Consider the following 12545-nt stretch of genomic DNA (forward strand, 5'->3'; position numbering starts at 1 on the left):
GATGCCACGTTTTTCGACCGCGAAAACGCTAGCAAGCACTACTGCCGCCGCACGAATTACCGCGTTCAGACACTCAAAGCCACGGCTCTCGTCGATACTCAAACCCAAGCTGTTCTCGACGTTCATTGTACAACCGAGAAAACCCACGACACACAACTCGGCTGGCAGGTCGCCTCCCGCAACGCAGGCGACCTGCACAGCCTCGCCGCCGACAAAGGCTACGACTGGATGCAGTTACGCGAAAAACTACGCGAAGAAGGCGTGAGACCGCTGATTAAACATCGCATCTTCCGGCCCATCGACCACGCGCATAACGCGCGGGTCGATGGGCCTCGATNAGGCGTGAGACCGCTGATTAAACATCGCATCTTCCGGCCCATCGACCACGCGCATAACGCGCGGGTCGATGGGCCTCGATACCGTCAACGATCGATGTGTGAGACCGTCTTCTCGTCGATCAAGCGCACGCACGGCGACGCCGTGCGTGCGCGGACGTGGTACCGAAAATTCCGTGAACTCGTCTTGAAATGTGTCGTTCATAACATCAAGCGTGCCGCAACATAGCCAAATCAACCGCTGTATGGCGATTCACCAGTGCCATTCNTCGTCTTGAAATGTGTCGTTCATAACATCAAGCGTGCCGCAACATAGCCAAATCAACCGCTGTATGGCGATTCACCAGTGCCATTCCGACGGAAAAACCGGATCTGTTGTCGCCCAGATATCGTTAATTCGTTTCTCGATAGTCTGAAGAACGACCCGAAGCACGTCATTCGGATCATCCGGGTAGACTGCATCGACCGCACTCTCTTCTCGCGGTTGTGGTGGTACGTGGTAGTGGTCGCGTGTATTGTGCGTATTTGGGTGGCGGTCCCATCGACACGACCAGCTCTCACCAGTCCATTCCTCTAAATACTGAAAATTGAACTCTCCATTCAGTCGAAGGCGGATTTCGAGAGTCGCAGTATCCACGACGTTGGGGTAGTAATTCGACCGAAGAGTGGCAACAACATGGTCTTCTTTTCCAGATGGGAAGTACTGGACGGTCTCGATTACCGAGAGGTCTGCGAGGCGGCCACCGAGAATTCGCATCCGTTCTTCGTTGAGGTCATCTGTGCGTCCCATCGATTAGGGGAATGACGAGGCGGGGCTCCCGCCGAGATTTGACTCGAGGCGGAATTTGGCTTCACGGAGTTCGCGAAGGCGGCGAGTAACAGTTCGCCATTCACTTAACCTATCGTACGCCTCATCGAGATCGTCGTACGTCGTCTCGGAAAGGACAACTGCCTCAGGCGAGGATTCCTCAAAGTAACTCGAGAGTTCCTGTTCGCGGGTTCGGTACTCATCGATTGCTTCGTCAGTTGCTTCAGGTGTTTTGAACTCTCGGGTCAGTTCAGTGATTCGACGGAACTCAAAGTAGGCCTCGTTTCGGACGAAGAGTGCAGGATTGTCAGCGACTTTTTCGAGGACCCCGACTTCGACGAACCACTCAAGATGGGGACGAGCACCTTCTTTCGTGCAGTCGGCACGTTCTGCGACGTCCGCAACAGTGGTTGGGGACGTGAGCGTCGTCGCTGCTTCATACACACGATCTTTGACCGTCCGACTCTCAACGGCTTTGTCCCACTCACCGGCCAGATTCATGTCCGGTGGAGACGGTGTATCCTCAGTCATTGTCCTAGAGACGGACTGCGCTCATATTAGTTTGTGGGTGCAAAGATATGTTTGCAATCACGCTAACATACTCCAGAGTATGATACTTTGAAGTATGATAATTCTGGCTTGGCGCTTGTATGAGAACTTACGCTAATCCATCTCAGAGAGAATTACGCGCAGTTGTTGACCATGTTCGAGTTGGTCTGGTGGGTCCACAAGACGGAGTAGGATCGTTCCGTTACCCGCATCGACGACACGTGCATCAACACCTCGTTCGGTAACTGCCGTTTCAATCTGATCGAGACGAGAGGTAATTTTTTCGAGGGCGGTGTCAATATCGGAATCGGAAGTCTCGTCAGCCGTCGTTGATGCTCCGGAGACTCCATCGAGTTTCGCACTGCCTACGGATTCCAGGCAACCGTCCGTACCATGCGGAACACCAGATGATTCGGCCAGCGTCTGTTCCGTACGATCCACAGAGAGCCGGTCACGAAGAGCCTCCAAGTTGAGTCCTTCCGCATCGAGACTGACGTCATCGAGGCGCGTTGCCGTTGGAAGTGGGACATCTCCGTCGAGTGCATCTCCGAGCAGCCTACCCCTTCGGTTAGTTTCAGAGTGTACACGCCGCGTTGTCGACTCCGTTACCCACGGTGGCGGTGTCCAACCTGACTCATCCAGTAGCGTATAGCAATCCGTGTCATCGGTAGCCCAGACGAAACTCGCATACTTGTCCTTGTACTGGTTTGCAGCCGCCCCCTTTTGATGTGTAATTATCACGTGTACTGGGGTGAGCGCCTCAACAACGTCGTCGACCATTTGCGGAGTTGGGTGATTACTGAGCGAAAACTGGTGAATTGTACACGCCGAGTTCGTAACTGGGGAACTCCCGCCGTTGATGAGTTGGACAAGTGTTGCACCGGGGTCCTCTGAAACAGATTCGAAGAGGCGTTCGGCACTCCCATCAACAGGCACTTCCGGCCCCGCAATCGTCACGGCGTCCGGTGCCAGTATAGCCGCCGGATCAGTGAACTCGGGGATGGACTCGACGTTTGGTATCGTGTACTTGAGGCGGTCGTAGAGCTTTGCGACGTGTCCAGCGAGTGTGATTGGGAGCCGCTCGTCCCACTGTTCGGCGAGATGTCCGAGGAGATACGCTACTTGAAGCCCGGTCAGGCCACTTACCGTCGTGAGCACAGTCGAGCCAGCCCAAACACGTTCGCAGATCGTCGCGACAGCATCAGTGAGTGTCGAGTCGAACTGATCGTTCGTCGCAGCCGTCAGGACGAGGATGTCCACATCCACGGGAAGCTCAGAATCGAAGCCAGGGTATCCAGCCGCTCGACGATCGGTGAAATCACCGGTGACGAGGATTGTTCGCGACTCATCGCCGTCAGTGATTTCGAAGAGGAAGCCCGCAGCACCCGGCGTGTGGCCCGCTGGAACGGGATGCACGCGGAGTCCTGGAACGATTTGTGTCCAGTCCACAATTGGTTCGAGCTGCTCGAGCACACGGTTCGTATTCGAGAGTTCGTAGTGGTCTTCGCCAGCCGCAAAGACATCCTCAAGCATGGTGGCCGTATCGGTAGTGGCGTACACCGGTGCCCCATGCACGAGGTTGTCGCCGAGCGATTGATAGTGGTCGAGATGGGCGTGTGTGAGACAGATCGCTGCGAGATATTCGTTCTCGTCTTCGTTGAGGAGATCCGTTACGTCGACATTTTGTCCGGCATCGACGAGCACACAAACTGTCTGGCCGGAGAGCAACCCATCAATTCGGAGGACCACCGATTCGCGCCCCGAGTACGGGTTTGCGTGCTGGAATTGGATTTCCATCGATGTCTCCTTCTTCAGAGTCAAACATTATATATTATTGCCACTATTTTGAGTCAAACTGCATTGTAGCGGTGTCACATCAGGGCGCTCACGAGTTGGCTCTATCATCCGCTACCGATAGGAGAACCGACAGCGCTCGCCTGAATTGCTCTTGATGCGGGCCTGCCCCTGTTTCTGCACGCTCTGCGAGGAACGTTTCGTACTCTTCGCGTTCGTGCGGGTCAAGATCAGCTGCTGCGATACAGTCGACGTAGGCGTCTAGTCCCTCTCGAAAAACCTCTGCGTAATAGTCGTACGCGGCGTCGACGAGATGGATATTGTCGTCGAGGCCTGCAATGAGACCACGATAGACAGCTGCCGCTTGTCGATATCGACCACGCTTGCGATAGTGTTCAGCGATATCGGTGAATTGGCTGAAGTCGATCGCATCAACGACAACTGGGTAGTTGTCGGTGTGATCTTCGAACAACAGGTCGACGTCGTTCTGGTATTCCGTGTGGGACTTTACCGGTCCAGTACCAAATCGAGCGAGAAATCGGTCGAGCATTCCGCTGTCGCGAGAGAGTTCGTCACGAAGGAAGCTGTGGAGGTTGTCCTCGTCGATGTCTATGAGGACGGCACCAATCTTCGACCCTCTGTCGGATGGTATCTCATCGGCAAGCAAGAGCAAGACTGCAACGACGTGTTTGCACGTTCCTGGACCGTCGTATGGACAGCTACAACTCGGATCGAAATCTGGTGCTGAAAGTGAGAGAGTTAAATCGTATAACTTCGAGCCCTGTACTGTCGCAGTTACGGTATCACCGACACGCGCACAATCGTGGATTTGACCTTTTTTGTAGTAGTTCTTGCCCCGTCCGAATACGGCATCGGTACATTGGTCGTGTATATCGTTTTGCTTCACTGTCATTCTGGGTGTCAACTGCCTTGTATCGTTCTCCGCGTGCTTCGCTCACTCCACTCAGAATCAGAATCCGTAGCGCTTGTGTGCGTCGTCGATGGGTAGGATTTCGAGTACTCGAACCTGCTTCTCGTCCTCTAGTACGGTGTAGATGGCGGTGTACGTCCGCGAGACATGCATTCGAAACCTGTCACGACGACCGTCTATGGGGAGTTTCTCTTTGTCACCCCGACCGCGCCCCGGATACGGGCTTTCTGTCAAGTACCTCAGTTTCTCCTTGCAAATCCGCTTTGTCTTCTCGTCGGCAACCTCGAGAAACTCACGAGGGCCGTCGCCGAGAAGCACCGCATACTCGCCCTTAGACATCCTCAAGTGACGTCAACTCGTCAGCGTCCGCATCCTCCAACTCTCGGAAGCGCATCTCGAGGTCGTCGCGACGCCGTTGTTGGGCTAACTCCTTGAGGAGGTCATCGTAGGTCTGTCCCGGTTCCTTCAGCTCGTGGAGCTCTTTTCGGGTCTCTTCGGTCACCGGGATTCGCTTGTCTGCAGACATGGTTCTGTACATACGTACAGGGCTGTCAGCCTTAACAGTATCGCGGTGCAGTGTTGTCTCGTCTGTGAAATGAATCATTTCACCGCACAGACGCTGACACTTATTTTGCTAACCACGTAATGTGGGGTATGGAAGAACCGCGCCCTGAGATCCGTGCTGATGCCGAAGAGCGAACTGAAGCACCTGATTTCGATGCTTTGACTCCTCCAGAGGAACTTGTTCGTGGGGACCGAACGCGAGACGATAAGGCTTGACCGTTGGTTCTACAACCGTCTCACTCCGGCGGAATTCTTTTGTGACGATACGCTGTTGATTCACGCATGGAATCGGGTGATAGACGCTCACAGGTGCTTTCTGCCCTCAAAGAGGCAGCCTGTTCTGACTCGGATATCGAATTCGTGGTCGCATTCGGCTCACAGACCACGGGCGAAGCGACCAGTACGTCTGATCTCGACATCGCAGTCAAGTTTGCGGACAGCCTTTCTGCTCGTGACCGATTTGGGAAGCAGTGTTTCCTATCGGGTGATCTCCAGTGGGAGGATGCGCCGTTCGTTGATCTCTCTGATATTGAGACGCTCTCGCTAGATGTTGCACACGATGCAGTCAGCGGTTCATTCGTCTGCGGTGATGAGCAGGCATTCGAACAGTTCAAGACAGTGATTGAAGCACAGTTCGCCGAACAGCGGAACGACCTTCGCCGTCAGCAGCGTGCGGTAATCGACCGCATTGCGGAAGAGGGACTCCGTGGCTGACGAGCGTGCTGTCTCGATTTGGATGTTCCTGTATTAACCTACTGCATCGAATATGAGACACGTGGTGAAGTCGTGAGGCAACTTGAATTCAGAACGGCCTCGAATCTTAGGTTTCGACGCATCTCCCTCGTCGAACGACAATCTCTTATGGATTAGTTCCGGTCTCGCACGTGCAAACGCCGCCTACTCTTATCTGATTGGTAACGTGTTTGTGGACATTCTTGGCAAGTTGCTGCATCGTTTCTGCTTGTCGCTGCGTTGGGCGACGTCCGCCGTAGTAACTATCAGTTCGATTAGTATCGTACAAGTGCCGAAGGTCGCGTGTTGTGTCCCGAGAAAGAAGCCCTAGATCAGATGCACGATCGTAACAGGTGGTATGGTCGTGGAAGTCATTGAGCTCGCTCGTTCCTTCGGCTAATGCAAACGCTTCGATAGACCGTTCGGTTGCACCGAAACACAACTCAATCGTCGCTGTGTAGAACCCTTGATCAGTGATTTGATCAACAGCTGCAAGCAATCGGCAGGCCTTCGTGAGCTGTGTTTTCCAATCGTCGTCCGGATCAATCCCGTCTTCGCGTGCTGGGACACCAAAGCCCTCCTCGTTGAACGCGTCAGTTGCCACGTTGAGTGCGTCGGTTATGGCTCGTGGATCGGACCTTTTACTCATCGAACTCACCGTGGAAGACCATCTTTCGGACTGTTTCAAACTTCTCGGAGTCGTAGACAACGAGCCCACCACGAAGTACCTCTCGCAGTTCCTCAGTATAGTTCGGAATCGCAGGCAAGGACTCGACGTCGATATCGTATGCGTACCGGCCTGTTTCGAATTCCTGCTCTTCGAGATCCTGTCGTACACGGTTTGCCGTTCGCTGATTCGCCATTCGATCTTCCTCAACGAGGACCCATAGGTCAATATCACTTAGCCGGTCTGCGTTTCCTCGTGCGACACTCCCGTAGAGGAGGATGCCAATGACGCCGTCGAGATTCTCGACTAATTCGTTGGTTGCGGTGTGGACAGGTGGCTGGAATTCTGATTGGGGGATCTGAAGAAACAAGTCGTCCGGTCGTGACAACCGGGTTCGGTTAACGTGTACAAGCCGCGTGTTCCCTTCACGGCGGTCGATTACAAGGTTGTTTGCAGTCAATACGTCCACCGCCTTCGAAATACTTGGCTGGGAGTAATCTACGGCGTCAGCTAATTCAGTGATAGAAAACGAGTCAGTGTGATAACGAGATAAAAATAGAAGCACTTCGTGGACTGCTTGGCTTTTGAATAAATTCGTGTCTTGTGCTGGAATATCGAGTGATATGCTTGTCCCCTCTCTGTGGACAGTATTCGTACTACTTTGCATATGAAAGAGTAAGCTCGTCCACATACTTATACTTTATATAAAAATGGGGAATCTGTTCAAATAGTATGCTTAGTTGAAATTGTCCGGATAACCCCGCTTAGGTGGAAAAGTGCTAGTATTGTTTTGACGACCATACGAAGCTATTGTTGATGCTCGGTTTCTACGGCCGTGCTGAATATTCACCAATNCCGGATAACCCCGCTTAGGTGGAAAAGTGCTAGTATTGTTTTGACGACCATACGAAGCTATTGTTGATGCTCGGTTTCTACGGCCGTGCTGAATATTCACCAATTGTACGAGTTGCATACTTGTCTGAATTATTACTACGGCATTTACACCCCGTGTGTCGAATGTAAACGATCGAATTAGACGGGACAGGGCGCTCAAGCCATTAATTGGAAAACGACCGTGTCTGTACCAATCGGTTAATCTCTGTTTACTGATGATCATGGCCGGTGGAAAATATGAGTCGAATATATTGAATCGACATCGACAGCTGTGAGTGTGGTGAGTCTCACACTTACAGGTCGATACGGCTGCTATCGACCGTGTTCTCCATAGAGTTACTTTCGACAGGTGGGGTGTGATCGCACGGTTTACACACCCGCACCCCGCATTTCCGACGTTCTTGTGAGAGAACGAATTAAACCTGCAGTTGCTGGGACTACGAACTCTGTAAGTTGCCTCACTGACTCGGGTGACCACAGAGCGCGATTCTCTATGTACGCGCACCCCTCGCAACGAGTGACAGTTCACATCTGAACACCGGCCAGTTGTTTTCGTACTTAAATCCGAATCCGATTTGGAATGATGTCGGACTAGAGTGCTCAATTCACGGTGATTATGTTAATTATATTGCCTACACAATAAAGTTTATATACTTTATTGGGGATCTATCTTTCCTCATTCGTTTCGGGAAGATGGAATACTAACTTGTCATTCAACCGAATTCCTACAATCTGTTAAAACCTAGCTTAGGATACTCAATAGGCCATTCTGTCACTCGTTACGAGGGGTGTGTCGGACAGCTTTCTTGCAGTGACAAGAGACCTGTTCTCGATAAGGTTGTCACTCGTTGCGAGGGGTGGGTGTGGGCACTGACCCTCCGGCAAGACATGATCGATACCGTCGAAGTCACTCGTTGTGAGGGGTGTCGTCCAGACTAACACACCTTCTCAATGTCACTCGGTATGAGGGGGTGCCAGAGCCACTAAACAGGAATATCAATACGGGCCAGTAATCGACCAAAATCCGTGAATAGTGGTGTCTGTCACTCGGTATGAGGTCCGATAAGTTAATGACACTCGGCTCTGCTTATCCTACAATGAGCGAGGGCTACTCTGACGCCGACCTCTTCTCGACAGGAGACATCTTTGCCCGCCGAGAGTTGCTTCGCGTTGGCCATGTTCCTGACCGGGACCGTATCGTCGGTCGTGATAGTGAAATGCGGCAGGTTGGGGCAGCTTTGGGGCCGGCAACAGATGGTGGTCCACCGCGGAACCTCATCATCTTCGGGAAGACTGGGACTGGGAAATCGCTCGTCTCGCGGCATATCTGCCGGCGTGCACGCAAACACTCCCAGAAGAGCGGAATCAACCTCCGGCACGTCTACGTCGACTGTAGCGACGCCGACACTGAGACACGGGTGGCCCGTGAATTGGTTCTCCAGGTACGCGACGAACTCGCCCCGTCAATGGACGTTCCGGTGCAAGGTATTGGGGCGTCTGAATACTACCGATACTTGTGGACACTTCTCGACGACGTAGACGTCTTCGTGGTCATCCTCGACGAGATCGACAAACTCGCTGATGACGACGTGCTCATGCAACTCTCGCGAGCAGAGGAATCAGGGAAGACCGACGCCTACGTTGGTGTCATCTCAATCTCCAACAAAATCGAGTATCGTGAGCAACTCAACGAACGCGTCAATTCCTCGCTTCAGGACCGGGAACTGACGTTCCACCCCTACGACGCGCCACAGCTGGAGGAAATCCTTGAAAATCGGCGTGACGCATTTCTTGATGGTGTTCTCCACGATGACGTAATTCCGAAAACCGCGGCACTCGCCGCTCGTGAACATGGCGACGCCCGAAAAGCGGTCGACATCCTCTTCGAGGCAGGCTCACTTGCAGAAGAGCGTGATGACACGGAAGTGACGAGCCAGCACGTAGACGACGCTCAACAGCGCACAGAAGTCAAGCGCTTCCAAGACCTCGTCTCTGGCTCAACGCCACACGTCAAGTACATCCTCCGAGCACTCGCGTTGCTCACACTCAACAGCGACGACCAGCAGTTCTCGACGAGCGAAATCCACCGACTCTACGAACGCCTTGCGGAGAATGAAGGCTCCGATCCGCTCTCACATGACCGTGTCTATCGTTTGCTCAAAGAACAGTCGTTCCTCGGAATTACTGAAAGCTACCACACCGGTGGCGGCGCATCAAAGGGGGCGTTCCTCCAACATCGGCTGATGAAAGACCCCGAAATCGTGATCGAAGCGCTGGATACCGGCAAGCAAGATGACTAATCTATTGCTTCGAAGATTATCTGACTGAGATATGATTTAGACCGTTCTAGAACCGATGAACAGGCGAAAATTCATTTCGAAGATGGTGTCTGAGTGCATGAACCATAGCTTCTGAATTGGTTAGAATTCATTTCGAAGATGGTGTGTACCTCACCTTCTGTGGTACCCTCACGTATCCTGAACAGTGCTGGTAGTGCGTGAGCGTTACGTTCTCGAGGACATCAACTGACCAGCCAGTGCTTCGAGTTCGCTCGCCTCTCCAATATTGGACACCCACCGTTCGGGGAGATGCGATGCCCCGAACCGGGCTCCTGCGACTGCTCCGGCGATTGCGCCGATCGTGTCTGTATCGCCGCCGCGGTTCACAGGAGTAACAATCGCGTCTTCCAGCGTCGTCGCAGTAAGCGCATCGTGAAGCGCCGTTTGTAGTGAGTGAATTACGTACCCTGACGTTTCCAACGAGTCTAGTGACTCGCTACGAGCGACTGGTGCGAGCGCCTCTGTAAGTTCATCTGGGGCGCCGCCGGCGACGTAGTCCAGTGAATCTGCCAGTGGTGCGTTGGTGTCGTCGAGCAGACCAGCGATTGTGAGGTTCAATACAGCACATCCCCACGTGCACCGCGGGTCAGCGTGCGTGATTTGTGAGGATTGCTGGCTTACATCGACGAGTGTGTCCCAGTCCGCAGCGTACGGAATCGCGAGCGGTGCACATCGCATTACGCTTCCGTTCCCCGCATTCTGGCCCTCTGGGCTGTTGTCCCATACGTGCTGGCCGGCTTCGTCCCAGGCTGTGCCATGCTTGAGGCGGCTTAGGGCGCGGACCGTCATGCGCCCAATATCGAACGGTCCGCTGTCGTACCACTCAACGAACCTGTCGGCGACGTCCCCTGGTCGAAACTCGCCGTGTTCAGCCAGACTCCGTGCGATGCACAGCGCTTGCTCCGTATCGTCGGTAACCGTCCCGGCAGGCTGATTCCACGTCCCGAATCCAACCATGTGGTCTAGGCGACCGTGCTCGTCAGCAATTTCCCTCGTAGACATGAACTCGACAGGTCGACCAAGCGCGTCCCCACAGGCAAGCCCCAGTAACACGCCGCGTGTGCGATCAGCATTCATACACTATTCGACGATGACGGCCCCGAAAAGTGTTCGCCGAATGCTACATAATCGTGTGTCGTTCAGGAACTCTACAGCTAGATTCGAGTGTTACTCGTCGAATGCGTCTACGATTTGCTGGTCACGTTGCAACGCTTCTTCGACGGTCGGGCTTCGCGGTTCAACAACGATTTCTTCATGTTGCCAGTGTCGGCCATCTTTCCCGTTCCACACGCCGTACAGCGTCGCGCCAGGCAACACCAGTACACCGAACCGGACTGCTAAGTAGTACACGAGGTCCGCGATATCGTCCCAAGACGCCGTCGCTTTCCGTGGTAGTGTTCGCGGGAAATCGACGTGCTGGGCAGGCACGCCGGCATCCATTGCACGGTCGATGAACCCGAAGTCATTACTGAATAATACGGTATCTTTCCGGGTTTCTGCAGCGAATGCTTGATACGCGGCGACGATGTTATCGTCACCTGTTTCTGACTCGACTAAATCGACGTTCCGGTCAGCCATGAGTCGCCTGAACTCGTACAACCCGAGGAATCCTTCCCGGTTATCTCCTGCCGGTTGATTATCAACGCGCTCGAACTCCTCACCGAACGCTTTCACTAGCGACGCCGTCCGGTACTGGTTGTAATGCCAGTCAAGTTCTTCTTTCACACCAGTAGCGAGTGCGTACCCATTCGTCGGAGTGCGTCCAACCTCATCGGTTTCACCGTCAACGTGGTCGATCCCCAGCACAGACCCCATCCCCCACGGCATAATGTTCGCGTCGATTCCAGCGACAACCGGCGAATGCCCAGCCTCCAAGTCCCGATAGCCGTGGCGGTGAACGAACTCATCTACCTCATCACGGTTCAACACATCCAGTACGCCGCTAGCAACGAGCGAGCGGACGTACGTGCTGTGATTCGGCAAGTCGTTGTACGCGTCCGCTCCGTACTCACGTTGAACCGCGGCCAGTGTTTCCTCGTACTCAGGGAGTGACTGCGTGAACCGCACAGGACTGTCAAACGGGCTTTCGAGTCGCGCGCGAAGCAACTCACCCACGTCACCACACGGGTGTTTCACCGTGACGCGTCGCTTCCCAGTTTCGTACAACGCGTTCAACAACAACGTCATGTGTCGACGAGCAAGAATCATGCGAACACCTCCGCGAAGTCGTACAACGTCGTCCCTGTCCGTGGGAGGTCAGCGTAAATCCGGCCGAACAAACTCGCAGAATCCACGTATAAATAGGACACGCGGTCTGCCCCGAATTGAATCCCTGCTTGGAACGCAATTGCAGACATGAACTTTCGACCCGGCGTGATATCGACGACGACCTCACCGTCATCCGCCCGTGCCGCTTCAATCGCCACCTCGAAATGCTCCACAATCGCACCGAATTCCGTCTCACTCTCCAGTTCCGTGTACTCAATCGCCGGTGTGTCACCACCGTATGCCTCCACAATCACCTCGATTAATTCCTGAATCCGTTCGAGTTGCCCTGCAACTCCGGGATTCCCGAGTAAATACACGTGATCTGGAACGAATCCCCACTCCGAACACGCCGCAGCCACTGGATTTACCACCGCTTCCGGGTTCGTACTTCCAGTCGTCACCCAGTACTTCGCCGTCACCGCGACCACCGAACATCCCGAGGTAGATCCAGACTAGTGCACAACCTGCTTGAGATAGTTGTTTTACTGCCTTTTGTCGGGTCAGAACTAAACATGACTACCACAACTCAAGTAGGAATTAATTAGCTTGCGTTGACACCACCAGTAGGAACACTGGCTATGAGTCAAACGTAACAGGGGAAACCGCTGCTGCAGACCTCCATGTCACTCGTGATGGGTCGGTCTCCAGTCCACTTCGTGTTCTT

General features: G+C 53.7%; 13 protein-coding genes and 1 pseudogene. 4 read left to right on the top strand and 10 right to left on the bottom strand.

Features of this window, described 5'->3' with window-relative positions:
• Nucleotides 1-564 (top strand): IS5/IS1182 family transposase (locus C453_RS01305; protein WP_008322184.1); only part of this gene is annotated, 564 nt, incomplete at its 5' end.
• Nucleotides 565-1128: 564 nt separating this feature from the next.
• Here the strand turns inward: C453_RS01305 and C453_RS01315 are convergent.
• The 5 genes from C453_RS01315 to C453_RS01335 form a co-directional block, all read right to left on the bottom strand.
• Nucleotides 1129-1674 carry a DUF7342 family protein gene (locus C453_RS01315; RefSeq protein WP_241430647.1) on the bottom strand — a complete coding sequence of 182 codons (546 nt, stop codon included), beginning with the start codon at nt 1672-1674 and terminating at the stop codon, nt 1129-1131.
• A 132-nt stretch (nt 1675-1806) separates the two neighbouring features.
• Complete coding sequence (locus C453_RS01320; RefSeq protein WP_008322188.1) at nt 1807-3489, bottom strand: MBL fold metallo-hydrolase; 1683 nt, start codon at nt 3487-3489, stop codon at nt 1807-1809.
• 88 nt (nt 3490-3577) lie between these two features.
• The gene (locus C453_RS01325; RefSeq protein WP_152417988.1) at nt 3578-4399 is read right to left on the bottom strand and encodes an SWIM zinc finger family protein; all 822 of its coding nucleotides are present in this window, start codon (nt 4397-4399) and stop codon (nt 3578-3580) included.
• A 57-nt stretch (nt 4400-4456) separates the two neighbouring features.
• Complete coding sequence (locus C453_RS01330) at nt 4457-4756, bottom strand: hypothetical protein (protein ID WP_008322190.1); 300 nt, start codon at nt 4754-4756, stop codon at nt 4457-4459.
• Nucleotides 4749-4943 (bottom strand): hypothetical protein, encoded by a 195-nt coding sequence (locus tag C453_RS01335; RefSeq protein WP_049907435.1) that lies wholly within the window; start codon nt 4941-4943, stop codon nt 4749-4751. Before C453_RS01335 ends, C453_RS01330 begins: the two co-directional genes overlap by 8 nt.
• A 128-nt stretch (nt 4944-5071) precedes the next feature.
• Between C453_RS01335 and C453_RS21090 the strand changes: the two are divergent.
• Nucleotides 5072-5188, top strand: a pseudogene (locus C453_RS21090) (DUF7342 family protein); the annotation flags it as partial.
• A gap of 75 nt (nt 5189-5263) precedes the next feature.
• On the top strand, nt 5264-5695 hold the full coding sequence (locus C453_RS01340) for a nucleotidyltransferase domain-containing protein (protein WP_008322192.1): 432 nt from the start codon (nt 5264-5266) through the stop codon (nt 5693-5695).
• A 145-nt stretch (nt 5696-5840) separates the two neighbouring features.
• Here C453_RS01340 and C453_RS19420 read toward each other — a convergent pair whose 3' ends face one another.
• Nucleotides 5841-6362, bottom strand: coding sequence for a DNA-binding protein (locus tag C453_RS19420; RefSeq protein WP_083881566.1), 522 nt, complete (start codon nt 6360-6362; stop codon nt 5841-5843).
• A complete protein-coding gene (locus C453_RS01345) occupies nt 6355-7047 on the bottom strand; it encodes a nucleotidyltransferase domain-containing protein (protein ID WP_049907437.1) in 693 nt (230 codons plus the stop codon). Before C453_RS01345 ends, C453_RS19420 begins: the two co-directional genes overlap by 8 nt.
• Before the next feature lie 1324 nt (nt 7048-8371).
• On the opposite strand from C453_RS01345, the gene C453_RS01350 reads away from it, so the two are divergent.
• Nucleotides 8372-9574, top strand: coding sequence for a Cdc6/Cdc18 family protein (locus C453_RS01350; protein ID WP_008322194.1), 1203 nt, complete (start codon nt 8372-8374; stop codon nt 9572-9574).
• Nucleotides 9575-9778: 204 nt separating this feature from the next.
• Here C453_RS01350 and C453_RS01355 read toward each other — a convergent pair whose 3' ends face one another.
• The 3 genes from C453_RS01355 to C453_RS01365 form a co-directional block, all read right to left on the bottom strand.
• Complete coding sequence (locus tag C453_RS01355; RefSeq protein ID WP_008322196.1) at nt 9779-10690, bottom strand: ADP-ribosylglycohydrolase family protein; 912 nt, start codon at nt 10688-10690, stop codon at nt 9779-9781.
• A gap of 90 nt (nt 10691-10780) precedes the next feature.
• Nucleotides 10781-11821, bottom strand: coding sequence for a hypothetical protein (locus C453_RS01360; RefSeq protein ID WP_049907412.1), 1041 nt, complete (start codon nt 11819-11821; stop codon nt 10781-10783).
• Entirely contained in the window at nt 11818-12300 is a 483-nt protein-coding gene (locus C453_RS01365) for a CRISPR-associated ring nuclease (RefSeq protein WP_049907439.1), read from the bottom strand. Before C453_RS01365 ends, C453_RS01360 begins: the two co-directional genes overlap by 4 nt.
• Nucleotides 12301-12545 lie beyond the last annotated feature (245 nt).

Origin of the sequence: Haloferax elongans ATCC BAA-1513, from assembly GCF_000336755.1 — an archaeon.
GTDB lineage: Archaea > Halobacteriota > Halobacteria > Halobacteriales > Haloferacaceae > Haloferax > Haloferax elongans.

Excerpts from the sequence above, each read along its gene's own strand:
- C453_RS01315 (WP_241430647.1), bottom strand. The coding sequence starts at position 1,674 with ATGACTGAGGATACACCGTCTCCACCGGACATGAATCTGGCCGGTGAG.
- C453_RS01320 (WP_008322188.1), bottom strand. The coding sequence starts at position 3,489 with ATGGAAATCCAATTCCAGCACGCAAACCCGTACTCGGGGCGCGAATCG.
- C453_RS01325 (WP_152417988.1), bottom strand. The coding sequence starts at position 4,399 with ATGACAGTGAAGCAAAACGATATACACGACCAATGTACCGATGCCGTA.
- C453_RS01330 (WP_008322190.1), bottom strand. The coding sequence starts at position 4,756 with ATGTCTAAGGGCGAGTATGCGGTGCTTCTCGGCGACGGCCCTCGTGAG.
- C453_RS01335 (WP_049907435.1), bottom strand. The coding sequence starts at position 4,943 with ATGTCTGCAGACAAGCGAATCCCGGTGACCGAAGAGACCCGAAAAGAG.
- C453_RS01340 (WP_008322192.1), top strand. The coding sequence starts at position 5,264 with ATGGAATCGGGTGATAGACGCTCACAGGTGCTTTCTGCCCTCAAAGAG.
- C453_RS19420 (WP_083881566.1), bottom strand. The coding sequence starts at position 6,362 with ATGAGTAAAAGGTCCGATCCACGAGCCATAACCGACGCACTCAACGTG.
- C453_RS01345 (WP_049907437.1), bottom strand. The coding sequence starts at position 7,047 with ATGCAAAGTAGTACGAATACTGTCCACAGAGAGGGGACAAGCATATCA.
- C453_RS01350 (WP_008322194.1), top strand. The coding sequence starts at position 8,372 with ATGAGCGAGGGCTACTCTGACGCCGACCTCTTCTCGACAGGAGACATC.
- C453_RS01355 (WP_008322196.1), bottom strand. The coding sequence starts at position 10,690 with ATGAATGCTGATCGCACACGCGGCGTGTTACTGGGGCTTGCCTGTGGG.
- C453_RS01360 (WP_049907412.1), bottom strand. The coding sequence starts at position 11,821 with ATGATTCTTGCTCGTCGACACATGACGTTGTTGTTGAACGCGTTGTAC.